Genomic DNA, 17,101 nt, shown 5'->3' on the forward strand with positions numbered 1-17,101 from the left:
CGCCTGGATCTTAACCATAGGTGGTTATTTCACCGTAAAAACAATGATCTACATCAAATTATCTTTTAGTGCGAAAGATCGTGGTTGATCTCGCTGGCTGATACAGATAGAGAAGGGAAAGACACTGAGCACAATGTGTAAAGCAGCGTAAAATAGCGCATAAGGTTAAACGGGCATAAAGGTCGTACCAATGATAGCGGCTGAAAAGAACCGACAGGCATATGGATAACTTATTATTTACAAAGGGATTTGTAACAGAATGGTTATAAATGAAGCGCAAAGGGCAAGATAACCGGCAGAGGAACTGCCGGTATGCAGCAGGGTTTTATAGCTCTTGTTCGAATAAAACCAGGATCGCGTCGTACAGCTGTTTTACCGAGAAGGTGCGCGCGGGGGTAATAAAAATGGTGTCATCACCGGCAATGGTGCCGAGAATGCCTTCCGCTTTGCCCAGCGAATCCAGCAGGCGCGCAATCAGCTGCGCCGCGCCCGGACTGGTGTGAATCACCACTAACGCATCGTTGTAATCGATATCCAGCACCAGATTCTTCAGCGGGCTGGTGGTGGTGGGCACGCCGAGTTCAGCAGGCAGGCAGTAAACCATCTCCATCTTGGCGTTGCGCGTGCGCACCGCGCCAAACTTGGTCAGCATGCGAGAAACTTTGGACTGATTAATATTCTCGAAGCCGTCTTCCTGCAGCGCCTGCACGATTTCGCCCTGGGAGCTGAATTTCTCTTCCTTCAATAAGGCTTTAAACGCCTTAATCAAGTCGTCTTGTTTCGATGGGTTTCGCATAAGCTACCAATTAAAAAGGGGTTGCAGAGGGCAACAGGCCCACGGCAGATAAATTATTATGCATTTAGATGAATTTTTATGCAATAAGTCTGGTAAGAGAATCGCGGTAATGACCTGCGGGGCGGGCATCATAACAGAATATGATGTTGCACCAAAATCGCGGGTGGACGCGCAAAGCGAAGGTTGCAAAGTTGTTATATTATTGAAGTGGTAACAACAATATCGATGATCATTGCCGTCCATTGTCTTCTGGCTGCGAATGAATCATTCAGGCGACTTCTGAAGTGGAGATGTCTCGGGAGCCGATTGCGGCGTAGTGTTTAGTGCGCGACAGGTTTAGTCGCTATCGCCTGAGAAGTTGATTAAACTCGTAACCTGATGGATTTTCGGCATATCTCTGCCCCACCTTAATAAGGAGTTCAGGATGAAAGTTGCCGTTCTCGGTGCCGCTGGTGGTATTGGCCAGGCGCTCGCACTGCTGCTCAAAACGCAATTACCCGCAGGCTCAGCTCTCTCACTTTACGATATCGCCCCGGTAACGCCCGGTGTGGCGGTCGATCTCAGTCATATCCCAACGGCAGTCACCGTGGAAGGGTTTAGCGGTGAAGATGCTACACCTGCGCTGCATGGTGCTGATGTGGTGCTGATCTCCGCGGGTGTGGCACGTAAGCCGGGCATGGATCGCGCCGACCTGTTTAACGTCAACGCCGGTATCGTGCGTAACCTGATCGAACAGGTTGCCAGTACCGCGCCAAAAGCGCTGATTGGCGTCATCACCAATCCGGTGAATACCACGGTGGCGATTGCGGCCGAAGTGCTGAAAAAAGCCGGCGTGTATGACAAGAATCGCCTGTTTGGCGTTTCCACCCTCGATATCATCCGTGCCAATACCTTTGTCGCGGCGCTAAAAGGCAAGCAGCCTAACGAGATTGAAGTGCCGGTGGTGGGCGGGCATTCTGGCGTAACGATTCTGCCGCTGCTGTCGCAGGTGAAAGGCGTGAGCTTCAGCGAGCAGGAAGTGGCGGATCTCACCAAACGTATTCAGAACGCGGGCACCGAAGTGGTGGAAGCCAAAGCCGGTGGCGGATCGGCGACGCTGTCGATGGGACAGGCAGCGGCCCGTTTTGGCCTGTCATTGATTCGTGCCCTGCAAGGCGAAGCCAACGTGGTGGAGTGCGCGTATGTGGAAGGCGATGGCGAATATGCCCGCTTCTTCTCGCAGCCGCTGCTGCTGGGCAAAAACGGCATCGTTGAACGCCGTCCGCTGGGCACGCTGAGTGCCTTTGAACAGCAGGCGCTAAACGGCATGCTGGAAACGCTGAAGAAAGATATCGCGCAGGGCGAAGAGTTTGTGAAGTGATAAACTCCGAGCGGCAATAAAAAACGCCCGGCATCTGCCGGGCGTTTTGTTTTTATAATCCGCCAGATTTGAAGGTCTTATTGGCGGGCGCACCGTTAGTCGCGGGGTTTTGCTTTCCTAACGTCTCCATGCGCACCTGGAACGGCGGGAACGGCATCTCAATGCCGTGCTCCTCAAAGCCGCGCAGAATCAGCTGATGCAGTTCATGGCGCAGCGGCATACGATGCCCCATCTCCGCCGCATGCACGCGCAGTTCAAACAGCTGAATACCTTGCTGCAGATCGACCAGGAACACATCCGGCGCTGGCATATCTAGCACGTAGGTGCAGCGATCGGCTGCCTGCTTAAGAATGTTGGTCACTTCATCACTGTTGACTCTGGCGGGCGCTGGAATCGTCAGCACCACACGCGTCACTGAATCCGACAGCGACCAGTTCACGAACTGCTCAGTAATGAAAGCCTTGTTCGGCACGATGATCTCTTTGCGGTCCCAATCGGTGATGGTGGTGGCACGCGTGTTGATGCGCGTGATGCTGCCAGTCAGGTCGCGAATGGTCACGGTATCGCCAATACGGATCGGTTTCTCAAACAGGATAATCAGGCCGGAGATAAAGTTAGCGAAAATCTCCTGCATCCCGAAGCCCAAACCCAGACCCAACGCCGCAACCAGCCACTGCAGCTTCGACCACTCAATGCCCATCATTGAGAAGCCAATCAAGCCGCCAATCAGCATCAAAGCATACTTGGTCAAAGTGGTAATGGCGTAGCCGGTGCCCGGCGCCAAACTGAGATGCTGCAACAGCGCCAGTTCCAGCAACGCGGGCATGTTACGCACCAGCTGCGTGGTGATGATCAGCACCAGAATCGCAATCAACACCGCACCCAGCGTAATCGCCTGCACGCTGTCCACACCCTGAATGGTGGTGCTGGCATTCCACAGCGGAATGTTATCAAGGAAGCTAAACGCCGAGTGGATTTCTGACCACAGTACAATCACCGAAACCAGCGCAATCAGCGTCAGGATGGAACGCACCAGACGCAGCGACTGTGCGCTGATCTCGTCGAGATCAATGCTTGGCTCATCGATTTCAATGGTGTCAGCATTCGCTGGCGTTGATTGCTCTTTCTCTTCTTCACTGCGCGCGCGGTTGGCCAGCATATCGGCACGACGCTGACGTGCACGGTCAAAGGCGATGCGGCGGCGCTGAATCAGCATCCAGCGGCGGATGATGTGATACACCACCAGCAGGAAGAACCAGATGCCCACCGAGGTTTCCAGACGCGCCAGCAGCGCCTGCGCGGTGGCGAGATAACCGATGCAGGAGGCGAGGGCAGCCACCAGCGGCAGGGCAATCATCAGGTTCCACAAAATGCGGTTTACGAAGTTATCGCCGTTGCCCTCTTTATCCAGATAGAGCGGAATACCGGCGCGTTTCAGGCTAACGGTAACGATACTCAGCGCGCCACAAATCAGGATGAAGCACACGCGTCCCAGCGTGCCGGAGAATTGCGGATCGTCGAGATTGGCAAAGGCGATCAGCAGCATGATCAGCGGCACAATCAACCCCACCGACAGCGAGTAATAGCGCATGGCACGCGCCACGCGCGCTTGCGGCCAGCGGAAATGCACCACAAACAAGCCATCGGGACGTGCAAACGCGGCGCTGATCATAAAGGCCCACAGCAGCGGCAGCGTGGCGGTGATGCCATCGCCAATCGCCACGGCGAACGGATAAGGCCAGGCATGCTGTAAACCGTAACCGAGCGCGGCCCACAATACCGGCAGCGGCACCGCCACCAGAATCGACCAAAATACCGTGCGCAGCGTCAGGCTGAAGCGATCCTGCGTCACTTTGCCGACGCGGCTGGCGGAGCGCTCCATAAAGGCGTTGTAGTGACGACGTGAGCTGATGCTGAAGCCAACCAGCAGAATCGCACCAATTATCGGCAACACGGTTTCGCGATTGGTAAACATCATCGCCAGCGCTTTGCCGAGCTGGCCGGCGGTATCCAGCGACAACAGACGCTTGAGATCCTGCGCCATCTCCACCGGGAAATTCAGGCCGATGGTATTAACGTCAGCGGTCCAGAACAGATAGCGATGCGTCGCATCTTTAACTTCGGCTAAGGCATCCTGCAGCTGCGTATTGGAAACTTTGAGCTTAGTGATTTCCAGAATCAGCGTATCGCAACCGGAAATCAGTGAGTTCAGCAGTTCGCGCTGGGTTTTGAGTTGCGCTTCGAGGATGCGCACCTGATCGCTGCTGAACGGCGTGCCGTCATCCTGTTTGGCTTTGCGCAGTTCCTGCTGGCGCTCCAGCAGATCCTCATAATGCAGACGCTGCACCCGCAGCTGGCCCATTTCGCTGTCAATCTGCTGAGATTTCGGCATCTCTGGCAGACGGGCAACCTGCGCACGCAAGGCTTCGCCCAACAGATTGGACGCCCCCAGCCATTGCGACTGCTCACGCAGCGTGCTCAGCGCCTGACGCACCTGCAAGGTCTGATTGGTGGCCAGACGCTGCTGCGAAGCGACTAAATCCATGCGCTGCGCTTGTTGATTAAGGTCGGCGGAGAGTTCGCGGTTAACGCGGAACTGATCGCTGATCGAACTCGGCAGATCGCCGCTGTTTTCCGCCAGCTGCTCGGTGCGCTCAAGCGCCAGTTCAGCTTCGCGCTGGCGCTGATTGTTGAGCTGATTGCGCAGCGCCTGCAGATAGTTATCCAGTTGAGTCGCTTTGCGCTGATGCACCTCAGCGCGCATACGTGCCAGTTCCTGACGGTTATTCGCCGAAAGCTGCGCCAGCTCTAACTCGTCCACGCGCGCTTTGTTGGCGGCGTTTTCCGCCTGACGCGCGTAAATCTGCGCCTGCGCCAGCGGCGTAGTCGCCGTCGAAGCGCTCTGCGCGCGACGATCGCTTTCGGTCATCGCCCGGCGTGCATCGGTTTGCTGCTGCGGCAGCTGCGACAGTGAATCGCTGATCTCGCGCGCGCGATCCTGCTCCTGCTGCGCCTGACGGCCTTCCTCCAGCAGCTGGCTGCTAACCTGCAACAGCTCCTGATCCAGCTCGGCGCTGCTCATATTGCTGCGCACCGCCTTGCTGCTGTCCGTCAGCGTGGCGATCTGCTGACGTAATTCGCGCGCCAGCCGCGGGAAATCATCAATCACCTGCTGATACTGCTTCGCGCGCTCCAGCGACTCATCGCGCTCGTTGAGGAAATTGATCGCCGAATCGAGCGCCTGCACCTGCTCGGTTTGCGCGGGTGAGGTTTTCGCCGATTTAGCCGCATCCAGTTCCTGCTTTAGCTGGCTGGATTGCGGAACGGTGGCTGCAAATACAGAACTGCTGAGCACAAGGCTCAGCAGCAAGGAGAGGAAAACACGCACGGGAGAGATTCCGGGTTATTTGCTAAGTGAGACGCTGTCGCCAGGCTGAGGCAGGGCGATGGCCAGCGGCTGACCGAGGCGGGTTTTGCTTTCGGCTTCAAGGCTTTCTGCCAGCTTCACGCGATTCGGCGCGAACAGGTTGATCACCGTTGAACCCAACTTGAAGCGACCCATTTCCTGGCCTTTCAACAGCACCACCGCACCATCATGATCGGCAGACGGATAGCGCCAGCGTTTAATCACACCTTCGCGCGGTGGCGTAATGGTGCCCGCCCACACGGTTTCGATGCTACCCACAATGGTGGCACCGACAAGGATCTGCACCATCGGGCCATGATCGGTATCGAATACGCAGATCACGCGCTCGTTACGCGCAAACAGATTCGGAATGTTACGTGCGGTCAGCGGGTTGACGGAGTAGAGATCGCCCGGCACATAGATCATTTCGCGCAGGATGCCGTTACACGGCATATGCACGCGGTGATAATCGCGCGGGGCGAGATAAGTGGTAACAAACTCGCCGTCATGAAACTGATCCGCCAGATCGTCGTTACCGGCCAGCAGCGCCTGCAGGCTGTAAGTGTGGCCTTTGGCCTGGAAGATCTGATCGCCGGCAATGCGGCCCAGCTGGCTGATCGCGCCATCGGCGGGCAGCGCCAGTAAAGAGGCATCAGTATCGATCGGACGCGCGCCCTCTTTTAACGGGCGCACGAAGAAATCATTGAAGGTGCGGTAGCTGCCGGTATGTGGCTTGCTGGCTTCCGCCATATCCACTTTGTAGTACCAGACAAATAGGTCGATGACCGCTTTAGTGAGCCAGCCACCACGGCGGCTGGCACCCCAACCGGCGAGCTCGGTGAGCCCTTTTTTAGGCAAAATATGATTCAGGCCGAGTTTAAAACGATCAAACACCGTTGCCTCCTGGCTTAATTACGTGTCGTTAACAAAAAAGGGGGCGGATTGTAGCAGCGCCCCAGCGCGTTGGCGAATGTGCCGTTGTACTGCTTAATCTGCGTCGGAGGAAAAGTTTTTACGCGTCTTTACCTGCGCCATACTTTCCAGAATTCGGTGGTAGTTATCGAAGCGGGAGATATCAATCTTGCCCTCTTCTACCGCTTCGCGAATGGCACAGCCAGGATCGGTATCGTGCTTACAGTCGCGGAAACGGCAACCGCCAAGGAATTCACGGAATTCGACAAAGCCGCGCGTCACTTGTTCTGGCTCCAGATGCCATAAACCAAACTCACGTACGCCCGGTGAATCGATCACATCGCCGCCCGCCGGGAAGTGGTAGAGGCGTGACGCGGTGGTGGTGTGCTGACCTAATCCAGAAACGTTCGACACATCGTTGGTCAGAATTTCAGCTGCTACCTCCAGGCCAAGCAGGTTATTCAGCAGGCTCGATTTACCCACGCCAGATTGGCCGGCAAAGATGCTGACACGGCCGGTTAAGGCGCTTTCCAGTTCAACCAGGCCATCTTTGGCGTGGCTGGAAACCATCAAGACGCGATAACCAATGTTGCGATAGATCTCCATCTGCTCATCAACAAACGCGCGGCCTTCGGCATCTAAAAGGTCGGTTTTGTTGAGCACCAGCAGCGGTTCCACGCCAAGGGTTTCGCTGGCGACCAGGTAACGATCGATGATGTTGAGTGACAGCTCTGGCAGGATCGCCGAAACGATAATGATCTGATCGATGTTGGCGGCGATCGGTTTCACGCCGTCATAGAAGTCTGGGCGCGTAAGCACCGTCTTACGTTCGTGTACCGCTTCGACGATCCCTTTGCCGCCGCCAATGGCAGCGCGCCATAAAACGCGATCGCCAGTGACCAGCGAGCGAATGGTGCGGCGGATATTACAGCGATGCACAACGCCTTCGCTATCTTCCACGTCTGCGTGCATGCCGAAACGGCTGATCACCACGCCATCAGCCGCTTCTCCAAACAGACTATCATCCGGCTCCGGCTTATCGCTCCGTTGCTGCAGACGACGCTGATGGTTGGCGCTTACGCGACGTTGTTGACCTTTCGACAGTTTGTTTTTACTCACGCATCCTCTCACGGCTTTCGCCAGGTTTCGCCCTGCTGGGCAAAACGTCTATGATACACCTGAAATGAGTTTAATGACGACTTTGGCAACAGGCGGGAAACGCATGACAGCTGGAAATGAAAACAACCTGATTTGGATCGACCTCGAAATGACCGGATTGGATCCGGAACGCGATCGCATTATTGAGATCGCTACCATCGTGACCGATGCCAACCTTAACATCCTGGCAGAAGGCCCGGTGTTCGCGGTGCATCAATCTGACGATCAGTTGGCGTTGATGGATGAATGGAACGTGCGCACGCACACCAATAGCGGATTGGTGGCGCGCGTCAAAGCCAGCGAGCACGATGACCGTGCGGCGGAACTGGCCACCATCGAGTTCCTGAAACAGTGGGTGCCGGCGAACACCTCTCCGATTTGCGGCAACAGTATTGGTCAGGATCGTCGCTTCCTGTTTAAGTACATGCCTGAACTGGAAGCCTATTTCCACTATCGCTATCTTGATGTCAGCACGCTGAAAGAGCTGGCGCGCCGCTGGAAACCAGATATCTTGCCAGGTTTTAAAAAGTCCGGTAGCCATCAGGCGCTGGATGATATTCGCGAGTCCGTCGCCGAGTTGGCGTACTATCGCGAGCACTTCCTGCAGCTTTAACCGCCGCGGGTGCGCAGGAAATCATCAGGTTGTCGATAAAAGCAGCGAACGCGCGGAAAGCGCAAAATTTTGCTTTTAGACTCTTGCGACTGAAAGGATTTCTCGTATAATGCGCACCCCGTACCGGTGAAGAATTTCATGCGGAACGGAGAAGTAAAGTAGTACGACGAAGTTCAGAATCGAGTAGTTGAGTTGGGTACAAGGCGGCAACTGAGCGAATATCTGGGAGCTTACTTCAGTAAGTGACCTGATTGAGTGAAGGCAGCCAACGCAGTAACCAACACAAATACGATGATTATGCGGGAATAGCTCAGTTGGTAGAGCACGACCTTGCCAAGGTCGGGGTCGCGAGTTCGAGTCTCGTTTCCCGCTCCAAACTTTCGTTGAGTAGTAAACCTCTAATGCGGGAATAGCTCAGTTGGTAGAGCACGACCTTGCCAAGGTCGGGGTCGCGAGTTCGAGTCTCGTTTCCCGCTCCAGAGTTTGTAGTAAACCATCCAAATCACGGATTTAGTCGTTAGCGTGATTGTTGTGACAAAAATACGAAGAGTCAGAATCGAGTATTTTAGTTTGCAACAAGGCGGCAACTGAACGAATCCCTGGGAGCTTACATGAGTAAGTGACCTGGGTGAGTGAAGGCAGCCAACGCAGTAGCAGACTAAAATACGAAGATTATGCGGGAATAGCTCAGTTGGTAGAGCACGACCTTGCCAAGGTCGGGGTCGCGAGTTCGAGTCTCGTTTCCCGCTCCAGATTTTCATATTCACTAATGTTATTTGCCCTTAGGCGCAATCAGAATTAAAACTGCTGCAGATCTTTTTTGATCGCATGCGACACCGTTTTTTTCTGGAAATTTTGCACGCCTCGCTAGCAGCGATAATGCTTGTTGTCTGATGCAGTTATCTTACAGGTTATCCACAATGCGCCTGCAAGCTTCTGACGGCGTTTTCCCCGTTGTTTAAAACTGTTTTGAACAGAGTTATCCACAAGCTCTGGACAAACCCCTGCGCGCTAAATACGACGTGAATATTTACAATAATCGCTTAATTGATTGATTTGTAAGTGGTTATAACTATTTCAGACTGTGATCTTGCCCTTAAGACGAAATTACGATCTCCGTCACGATTCAGTGGGATAATTTTATTCACAGCATGTGGAAAAGCGTTTTATCCTGTGCGACTGCTCAATCACGCATCACGTTGCAGGCCTTTTTCGACCGCGCGCACCAGTCGCTGTTTCTTCGCTGGCTGCACTTCTACCGCTTGCGCCGCGCGTTTCTGCAACTGCTGTGCAATCGCCCATTCAATATGCTCATCAAGCAGGGGATGTTCGCCGCTGCGCAATGCTAATGCCGCCATATTTTCTTCTGCCCAGGGCGCATTGCCCAATGCCACCGCAATATTTCGCAACCAGCGCAAATGCCCAATACGCCGAATCGCTGAACCTTCGGTGATGCGCAGAAATTTGGCTTCATCCCATTTGAACAGATCGGTGAGCGGCGGCGCATGCAGCACCGCGCGCGGCGAGAAATCATCTTCATCGGTTAACTGGCCGTAACGATTCCACGGGCAGATCAGCTGGCAATCATCGCAGCCATAAATTCGATTACCAATCAGCGGACGGAACTCTTCAGGAATTGCGCCTTCCAACTCGATGGTGAGATAGGAGATGCAGCGACGCGCATCGACCACGTAAGGTTCGACGATAGCGGAAGTGGGGCAGATAGTGATACAGGCGACACAGCGTCCACACTGCTCTTCCTGGGGCTGATCGACCGGTAACGGCAGATCAATCAGCAGTTCGCCAAGGAAGAACCACGAACCCGCTTCACGGTTGAGGATCAGCGAATGTTTGCCGGTCCAGCCTAAACCGGCTTTAGCGGCAATCGGGCGTTCCAGAATCGGTGCGGAATCGACGAACGGACGAAAATTGAGTTCGCCACAGTGCGCCTGGATCATTTCTCCGAGCTTTTTCAGTCGATTGCGCAATACTTTGTGATAGTCGCGGCCCAGCGCATAACGGCTTACATAGCCCAGCTGCGGATTTTTTAAGGTGCTGGCAAAGGCGGCTTTAGCTGGAAGGTAATTCATGCGTACGCTAATCACGCGCAGCGTGCCAGGCAGCAGCTCATGCGGCCGCGCACGCATCATGCCGTGGCGCGCCATCCAATCCATCTCGCCATGATATTGCTTATCCAGCCACGCCTGCAGTTTGGGCTCTTCGGCGCTCAGATCGGTATCGCAAATACCGACCTGTTGGAAGCCGAGGTCGCGTCCCCACTGTTTAATTTGTTCAGCGAGCTGTTGAAGATCGAGAGGATATGACATGAGAAACCAGGCAATTGAAGCAAACGCGCGCAGTTTAACACACTCTGTCTGGCCTGCGCAGGCGATGGCGCAACTGGAACGCGATGCCGCCGATAGCCTGGGCTTAACGCTGTTTGAGCTGATGCAACGTGCGGGCCAGGCCAGCTATGAATTAGGCCGCCAGCTGTGGCCGCAGGCGCAGCATTGGTTGATCCTGTGCGGGCACGGCAACAATGGCGGCGATGGTTATGTGGTGGCGCGACTGGCGCAGGCAGCAGGATTGAACGTGACGCTGCTGGCGTGTGCGGGCAGTAAAGCTCTGCCAGAAGAAGCGCAGCAGGCGCAAGACGCATGGCTGGCGGCGGGCGGTGTGATTCACGCGGCGGATGCGCCCTGGCCGGAGCAGGTTGAGGTGATTGTCGATGCGCTGCTCGGCACCGGCCTGAATCGCGCGTCCGCCGATCCCTACGATCGCCTGATCACACTCATCAACGCGCATGCCGCACCGGTGCTGGCGATCGATATTCCCTCTGGTTTGCTGGCGGCTAATGGCACGGCGCCGGGCGAAACGGTCATCGCCGATCACACGCTAAGCATGATTACGCTGAAACCCGGCCAACTGACCGGCAAGGCGCGCGATTACGTTGGCGTTCTGCACAACCATGAGTTGGGCTTGTCGGCATATCTTGCCGCTGAGCAGGCACCGATTTCACGCTATGACGCCGGGGATTTAACGCGCTGGCTGAAACCACGTCGCGCTACTTCACATAAAGGTGATCAGGGGCGGCTATTGGTGGTCGGCGGTGACAGCGGCACGGCGGGCGCGATTCGCATGACCGGTGAAGCCGCCCTGCGAACCGGCGCCGGACTTGTGCGCGTGCTGACACATGAAGATAATATTGGCCCGATTCTCACCGCGCGACCGGAGTTAATGGTTGATGCGCTGAGCGATGAACGGCTGGATCAGGCGCTGGAGTGGGCGGATGTGATCGCCGTTGGACCGGGGCTCGGCCAGCGCGATTGGGCTCAGAAGGCACTGAAAAAGATCGCGGTCAGTGAAAAGCCGATGCTTTGGGATGCGGATGCGCTTAACCTGCTGGCAATCAAGCAGGATAACCGTCAGAATCGCATCATTACGCCGCATCCCGGCGAAGCTGCGCGCTTGCTGGGGGTGAAAACCAGCGAGATTGAGAGTGACCGCTTACACGCTGCGCGCGCCTTGGCGAAACGCTACGGCGGCGTGGTGGTTCTGAAAGGCGCGGGCACGGTGATTGCCAGCGCGGCGGGTGACATCGCCATTGCCGATGTGGGCAACGCGGGCATGGCGTCTGGCGGCATGGGCGATGTGCTGAGCGGGATTATTGCCGCTCTGCTCGGCCAGAAACTGACATTACTTGATGCAGCCTGCGCAGGCTGTGTCGCGCATGGGGCAACAGCCGATGCCGTCGCGCGTCAGCGCGGTACTCGCGGCATGTTAGCCACTGATTTGTTCGAGCTGCTGTGGCAGTTTGTTAATCCAGAGATGATCCAACAATAAAGCATGAAGACCTGTGTTATCCCTTTGCCCGATGAGGCGGCAACCCTGAATCTGGGTGCGCAATTGGCGCGCGTCTGCAACAGCGCGCTGGTGATCTATCTTTATGGCGATTTGGGTGCCGGTAAGACCACCTTTAGCCGTGGTTTTCTGCAGGCGCTCGGCCATCAAGGCAATGTAAAAAGCCCAACGTATACGCTGGTCGAGCCCTACGAGCTCGGCTCTCGCACGCTATACCATTTCGATCTCTATCGTCTTGCCGATCCCGAAGAGTTGGAGTTCATGGGCATCCGCGACTATTTCACCGGCGATGCGCTCTGTCTGGTGGAGTGGCCGCAGCAGGGCACCGGCGTGCTGCCTGAGCCCGATTTAGCGCTGACGTTGCGCTACGTGGATGCGGCGCGTGAAGCCGAAATAAGCGCGATTTCCGCCACGGGCGAAGCGCTGTTAACCCAATTCCAGCAAGGCAGGGATCCGGCATGATGTCACGGATGAAAATCATTGTACTGGGCTTGCTGTGCCTGTTTTCTGCCTCGGCGTTGTCTGCCACGTTATCGGATATCAAAGTCGAAAATGGCGATAGCCAGGCTACCGTCACGCTGAGCTTTAACGGTCAGCCCGTATATGGCTTTTTTCCGCTGCACAATCCCAATCGTGTGGTGCTGGATATTCGTCAAAGCGGCGCGATTAAAGGTTTGCCGCTCAATTTTAGTGGCGAAAATATTGTGCAGCGCATTCGCCATAGCCAGCCGAAGGATAAGCAAAGCCTGCGTTTGGTGTTCGAACTGACGCAGCCCGCGCAGACGCGCGCCAGCACGCAGCGCGATGGCAATAATTATCGCGTGGTGTTCACCATTCGTGGGACGCAGCCAGCGAAGCGCCCGGCCGCAGCCGCGCCTGTTACCACCGCGCGTGAAAGCCAGCCGAGCAGCAGCAGCCAGGGCAATCCGTTCAACGCCAATCAGGTGACAGCGGTGACCAGCAGCAATACCACCGTGCGTCCCGGCAACTCGGTTAGTCGCAACGATGTGGTAATTGTGGCGATTGATGCCGGGCACGGCGGTCAGGATCCCGGCGCATCTGGCCAGCACGGTTTGCACGAGAAAAATGTCACCATCTCAATTGCGCGTAAGTTGAAAGCGCTGATGGATCAGGATCCGATGTTCAAACCGGTGCTGACGCGTAACGGCGACTATTTCATCTCGGTAATGGGCCGCTCAGAAGTGGCGCGTAAAGAGAACGCGAACCTGCTGGTATCCATTCACGCCGACGCCGCGCCAAATCACTCAGCCACCGGCGCATCGGTTTGGGTGCTGTCTAACCGCCGCGCCAATAACGAAATGGCGAACTGGCTGGAACAGAAAGAGAAACAATCTGAGCTGCTGGGCGGCGCAGGGGATCTGCTGGCGAACAGCCAGGCCGATCCCTATCTTAGCCAGGCAGTGCTGGATTTGCAGTTTGGTCATTCACAGCGTGTAGGTTATGACGTCGCCGTCAAAGTCCTGCAGCAGTTGCGCGGTATTACGCCGCTGCATAAGCGTCTGCCGGAACATGCCAGCCTTGGCGTTTTACGTTCCCCGGATATTCCCTCTTTACTGGTCGAAACCGGCTTTATTAGTAATGCCGCGGAGGAGCGGCTGCTTGGCAGCAGCGCGTATCAGGAGAAGATTGCTCAGTCGATTTATAAAGGCCTGCGCAATTATTTCCTTACGCATCCGCTGCAATCGATCCCAAAGGAGGAAAACCGGCCGCTGGACAGCGCACCAGCGGTTAGCGTCGCCAGCAACCCGGCGACCGGCACGGTGCAATATACCGGCGCAACGCAGCGTCATACCGTCACGCGTGGCGAAACGTTGTCGGGCATCGCGGCAAAATATGGCGTGAGCATGGCGACGTTACGTGAGATGAATAGCCTGAAGCGCGATGTGGTTTGGGTGGGACAGCGCCTGAAGGTGCCCGCGAAATCCAGCGTCAGCGTGGCGGCGAGTCGTCCAACCCGGCATAAAGTGGTGCGCGGTGATTCCCTCACGGCGATTGCCGCGCACTATGGCGTGAGCTCAAAAGCCATCATGCAGGCGAATAATATGAAGTCGAGCAATGTGATGCTGGGGCAAAACTTAAAAATTCCGCAATCCTGATTGTTGGCTCCCCGTGAGCCAACCAGCCAGAAGGATCACCACCATGCCAATACAGATTTTACCGCCGCAGCTGGCGAACCAGATTGCCGCAGGCGAAGTGGTTGAGCGCCCGGCGTCGGTCGTAAAAGAGCTGGTGGAAAACAGCCTTGATGCCGGTGCCACGCGCATTGACGTCGATATTGAGAAAGGTGGCGCGAAGCTCATCCGCATTCGCGACAACGGCTGCGGTATCGCCAAAGCCGAGCTTGCAATGGCATTGGCGCGGCATGCGACCAGCAAAATTGCTTCGCTTGATGACCTTGAGGCGATCATGAGCCTCGGCTTTCGTGGCGAAGCGCTCGCTAGTATCAGTTCCGTTTCTCGTTTAACGCTGACTTCACGCACCGCCGACCAAAGCGAAGCCTGGCAAGCCTACGCGGAAGGGCGCGACATGGATGTGAAGGTGAAACCGGCTGCGCATCCGGTAGGTACCTCGCTGGAAGTGCTCGACCTGTTCTATAACACGCCCGCTCGCCGCAAATTCATGCGCACTGAAAAGACCGAGTTTACCCATATCGATGAGGTGATTCGTCGTATTGCGCTGGCACGCTTTGATGTCGCTATTTCGCTTAGCCACAACGGTAAGTTAATGCGTCAGTATCGCGCGGTCAGTGAAGATGCGCAGCGGGAGCGGCGTTTAGGGGCCATTTGCGGCACCACGTTTATGCAGCACGCTTTACGCATTGAGTGGCAGCACGATGATTTAGCGCTGCGCGGTTGGGTCGCCGATCCTCACGGTTCGCGCCAGGTTACCGATCTGCAATATTGCTACGTCAACGGACGCATGATGCGCGACAAGCTCATCAATCACGCGATTCGTCAGGCTTATCAAACGCAGCTTGGTGACGATCAGCAGCCAGCTTACGTGCTCTATCTGGAGATCGACCCGCATCAGGTGGATGTCAACGTCCATCCGGCTAAGCACGAGGTGCGTTTTCATCAGTCGCGTCTGGTACATGATTTTATCTGGCAAGGCGTGATGAGTGCGCTGCAAGCCAGCCGCGCGCCGGAATTGCCCATCGCCCACGCCGAAGAACCTGCGCCGAAGTGGCAGCCAGAAAACCGTCAGGCGGCAGGCGCGAACCACTTTGCACAACCCAGCAACACGCCACGCAGCGGCGGGGCTTCTGCGGCCGCGAATGCGAATTGGCAGAATAAAGAGCCGGTTTATAGTGCGCGTGAAGGTAATGCCTATAAGCAGTTGATGAAAACGCCGATGGTAGAAACGCCGCGCGCTGCGCCAGTTCCTGCCGCGGCTCCGGTGCGTTTGCCGGAAAAGCGTGAAGCGCCGCTGGCCGCTCATGCGCAAAGTTTTGGCCGCGTGTTAAGCGTTTTGCAGGATCGTTATGCGCTGCTGGAACGTGGTAGCGCATTGCAATTGTTATCGCTGGCCGTGGCGGCGCGCTGGCTAAAACAGGCCCAGCTTGAACCAGGGGAAGAGGGTTTAAAACCGCAGCCGCTGCTGATCCCGGTGCGCCTGAAAATTGCTGCGCCCGAGCTGGCCGCCATCGCCGATCATGCCGCGCTGCTGAGCCAGATGGGCATTGATTTACAACGAGAAGGGCAACACGTGACGTTGCGCGCGGTGCCTTTACCGTTACGAACACAAAATTTACAAATCTTGATTCCAGAACTGTTAGGCTACCTGGCCCGGCAGCAAGAGGTTTCTGCATCCACGTTGGCCCAATGGCTGGCGCGTCGAGATGATGCAGAAGACGCTCACTGGAATCACTCGCAGGCGATTGCACTGCTGGCAGAGCTGGAAAGGCTTTGTCCGCAACTGCTGAAGTCGCCGCCTTCAGGTCTGTTACAGACCATTGAGATTGAGAGCGCGCTAAACGCGTTGAAGCATGAGTGAACTAAACCAGGCTAGCCGGCCAAAGGCAATTTTTTTGATGGGGCCTACCGCCTCCGGTAAGACGGCATTAGCGATTTCGCTGCGTCAGCAACTTCCGGTGGAACTTATTAGCGTTGACTCTGCCTTAATCTATCGCGGGATGGATATTGGCACGGCGAAACCGTCGGCAGAAGAGTTAGCACTGGCGCCCCATCGTTTGCTGGACATTCGCGATCCGGCGGAAGCGTATTCCGCCGCAGAATTTCGTCGCGATGCGTTGGCAGAAATGGCGGATATCACCCGGAAGGGGAAGATTCCGTTGCTTGTTGGTGGAACCATGCTCTACTTCAAGGCGTTACTTGAAGGATTGTCGCCGTTGCCCTCGGCCGATCCCGAGGTGCGTCAGCGAATAGAGCAAATGGCGGCGGAGAAAGGGTGGGAAGCCCTGCACCGTCAGCTGTGTGAAATCGATCCGGTCGCCGGTAGTCGTATTCATCCGAATGATCCGCAGAGACTTTCGCGAGCACTGGAAGTTTTTTTTATTTCGGGTAAAACTTTAACGGAACTGACAAAAACCTCCGGCGAAGCGTTACCCTACGACGTGTACCAGTTTGCTATCGCACCTGCGAGTCGTGAACTGATACATCAACGCATTGCGTTGCGTTACGACCAGATGCTAGCGTCAGGATTTGAAGCGGAGGCTCGTGCACTGTTTGCGCGAGGTGATTTGCATACGGACATGCCTTCCATTCGCTGTGTAGGTTATCGCCAGATGTGGTCTTATTTGTCAGGTGAAATCGATTACGACGAAATGGTTTATCGGGGAATTTGCGCCACTCGGCAGCTCGCTAAACGCCAGATGACCTGGTTACGTGGCTGGCCTGAAGTACACTGGTTAAACAGTGATGAGCCAGAGTTAGCGCGTAATGCGGTGCTTAAGGTAGTTAGTGCGTAGCAGGGATGATTGTGTACAATTGGTCCGTTATCGTGCGCAAATTTTTA

Annotated in this window: 12 protein-coding genes and 3 tRNA genes; 10 read left to right on the top strand and 5 right to left on the bottom strand. The window is 55.7% G+C overall.

The window, feature by feature from the left end; translation table 11 throughout:
- Positions 1-325: 325 nt before the first annotated feature.
- Entirely contained in the window at positions 326-796 is a 471-nt protein-coding gene (argR, locus tag IB226_RS14690) for a transcriptional regulator ArgR (RefSeq protein WP_008101964.1), read from the bottom strand.
- 424 nt (positions 797-1,220) lie between these two features.
- Between argR and mdh the strand changes: the two genes are divergently transcribed.
- A complete protein-coding gene (mdh, locus tag IB226_RS14695; RefSeq protein ID WP_097095873.1) occupies positions 1,221-2,156 on the top strand; it encodes a malate dehydrogenase in 936 nt (311 codons plus the stop codon).
- Between the two features lie 52 nt (positions 2,157-2,208).
- Here the strand turns inward: mdh and mscM are convergent, their stop codons facing one another.
- From mscM to rsgA, 3 genes are all read right to left on the bottom strand, one after another.
- A complete protein-coding gene (mscM, locus tag IB226_RS14700) occupies positions 2,209-5,544 on the bottom strand; it encodes a miniconductance mechanosensitive channel MscM (RefSeq protein WP_192236109.1) in 3,336 nt (1,111 codons plus the stop codon).
- Positions 5,545-5,559: 15 nt separating this feature from the next.
- Entirely contained in the window at positions 5,560-6,456 is an 897-nt protein-coding gene (gene asd, locus IB226_RS14705) for an archaetidylserine decarboxylase (protein WP_101762854.1), read from the bottom strand.
- 93 nt (positions 6,457-6,549) lie between these two features.
- Complete coding sequence (rsgA, locus tag IB226_RS14710; protein ID WP_101762855.1) at positions 6,550-7,593, bottom strand: small ribosomal subunit biogenesis GTPase RsgA; 1,044 nt, start codon at positions 7,591-7,593, stop codon at positions 6,550-6,552.
- Between the two features lie 103 nt (positions 7,594-7,696).
- Here rsgA and orn point away from each other — a divergent pair, with 103 nt between their 5' ends.
- From orn to IB226_RS14730, 4 genes are all read left to right on the top strand, one after another.
- A complete protein-coding gene (orn, locus tag IB226_RS14715) occupies positions 7,697-8,245 on the top strand; it encodes an oligoribonuclease (RefSeq protein ID WP_192236111.1) in 549 nt (182 codons plus the stop codon).
- Positions 8,246-8,544: 299 nt separating this feature from the next.
- Positions 8,545-8,620: transfer RNA gene (locus IB226_RS14720), tRNA-Gly, on the top strand.
- Positions 8,621-8,648: 28 nt separating this feature from the next.
- A tRNA-Gly gene (locus IB226_RS14725) sits at positions 8,649-8,724 on the top strand.
- A 197-nt stretch (positions 8,725-8,921) separates the two neighbouring features.
- Positions 8,922-8,997, top strand: a tRNA-Gly gene (locus tag IB226_RS14730).
- Between the two features lie 435 nt (positions 8,998-9,432).
- On the opposite strand, the gene queG is transcribed toward IB226_RS14730, so the two are convergent.
- Complete coding sequence (gene queG / locus IB226_RS14735) at positions 9,433-10,572, bottom strand: tRNA epoxyqueuosine(34) reductase QueG (protein WP_192236113.1); 1,140 nt, start codon at positions 10,570-10,572, stop codon at positions 9,433-9,435.
- Between queG and nnr the strand changes: the two genes are divergently transcribed.
- Genes nnr through miaA form a run of 5 tightly spaced genes read left to right on the top strand, consistent with a single transcriptional unit; the run spans position 10,571 to position 17,054 of the window.
- On the top strand, positions 10,571-12,088 hold the full coding sequence (gene nnr / locus IB226_RS14740; protein ID WP_192236115.1) for a bifunctional ADP-dependent NAD(P)H-hydrate dehydratase/NAD(P)H-hydrate epimerase: 1,518 nt from the start codon (positions 10,571-10,573) through the stop codon (positions 12,086-12,088). The two genes, queG and nnr, sit on opposite strands and share 2 nt — an antisense overlap.
- Positions 12,089-12,091: 3 nt before the next feature.
- A complete protein-coding gene (gene tsaE, locus IB226_RS14745) occupies positions 12,092-12,568 on the top strand; it encodes a tRNA (adenosine(37)-N6)-threonylcarbamoyltransferase complex ATPase subunit type 1 TsaE (protein WP_192236117.1) in 477 nt (158 codons plus the stop codon).
- The gene (amiB, locus tag IB226_RS14750; protein WP_192236119.1) at positions 12,565-14,223 is read left to right on the top strand and encodes an N-acetylmuramoyl-L-alanine amidase AmiB; all 1,659 of its coding nucleotides are present in this window, start codon (positions 12,565-12,567) and stop codon (positions 14,221-14,223) included. Before tsaE ends, amiB begins: the two co-directional genes overlap by 4 nt.
- A gap of 43 nt (positions 14,224-14,266) precedes the next feature.
- Positions 14,267-16,120 carry a DNA mismatch repair endonuclease MutL gene (mutL, locus tag IB226_RS14755; RefSeq protein ID WP_192236121.1) on the top strand — a complete coding sequence of 618 codons (1,854 nt, stop codon included), beginning with the start codon at positions 14,267-14,269 and terminating at the stop codon, positions 16,118-16,120.
- Complete coding sequence (gene miaA / locus IB226_RS14760; protein WP_110867436.1) at positions 16,113-17,054, top strand: tRNA (adenosine(37)-N6)-dimethylallyltransferase MiaA; 942 nt, start codon at positions 16,113-16,115, stop codon at positions 17,052-17,054. The genes mutL and miaA overlap by 8 nt, the downstream gene beginning before the upstream one ends.
- The last annotated feature ends 47 nt before the right edge of the window (positions 17,055-17,101 follow it).

It is taken from the genome of Pantoea sp. PNT03 (genome assembly GCF_014852515.1).
GTDB classification, from domain to species: Bacteria; Pseudomonadota; Gammaproteobacteria; order Enterobacterales; family Enterobacteriaceae; genus Pantoea; species Pantoea leporis.

Coding starts and splice junctions, on each gene's coding strand:
- argR (WP_008101964.1), bottom strand. CDS start 796: ATGCGAAACCCATCGAAACAAGACGACTTGATTAAGGCGTTTAAAGCC.
- orn (WP_192236111.1), top strand. CDS start 7,697: ATGACAGCTGGAAATGAAAACAACCTGATTTGGATCGACCTCGAAATG.
- nnr (WP_192236115.1), top strand. CDS start 10,571: ATGAGAAACCAGGCAATTGAAGCAAACGCGCGCAGTTTAACACACTCT.
- amiB (WP_192236119.1), top strand. CDS start 12,565: ATGATGTCACGGATGAAAATCATTGTACTGGGCTTGCTGTGCCTGTTT.
- miaA (WP_110867436.1), top strand. CDS start 16,113: ATGAGTGAACTAAACCAGGCTAGCCGGCCAAAGGCAATTTTTTTGATG.
- queG (WP_192236113.1), bottom strand. CDS start 10,572: ATGTCATATCCTCTCGATCTTCAACAGCTCGCTGAACAAATTAAACAG.
- mutL (WP_192236121.1), top strand. CDS start 14,267: ATGCCAATACAGATTTTACCGCCGCAGCTGGCGAACCAGATTGCCGCA.
- mdh (WP_097095873.1), top strand. CDS start 1,221: ATGAAAGTTGCCGTTCTCGGTGCCGCTGGTGGTATTGGCCAGGCGCTC.
- tsaE (WP_192236117.1), top strand. CDS start 12,092: ATGAAGACCTGTGTTATCCCTTTGCCCGATGAGGCGGCAACCCTGAAT.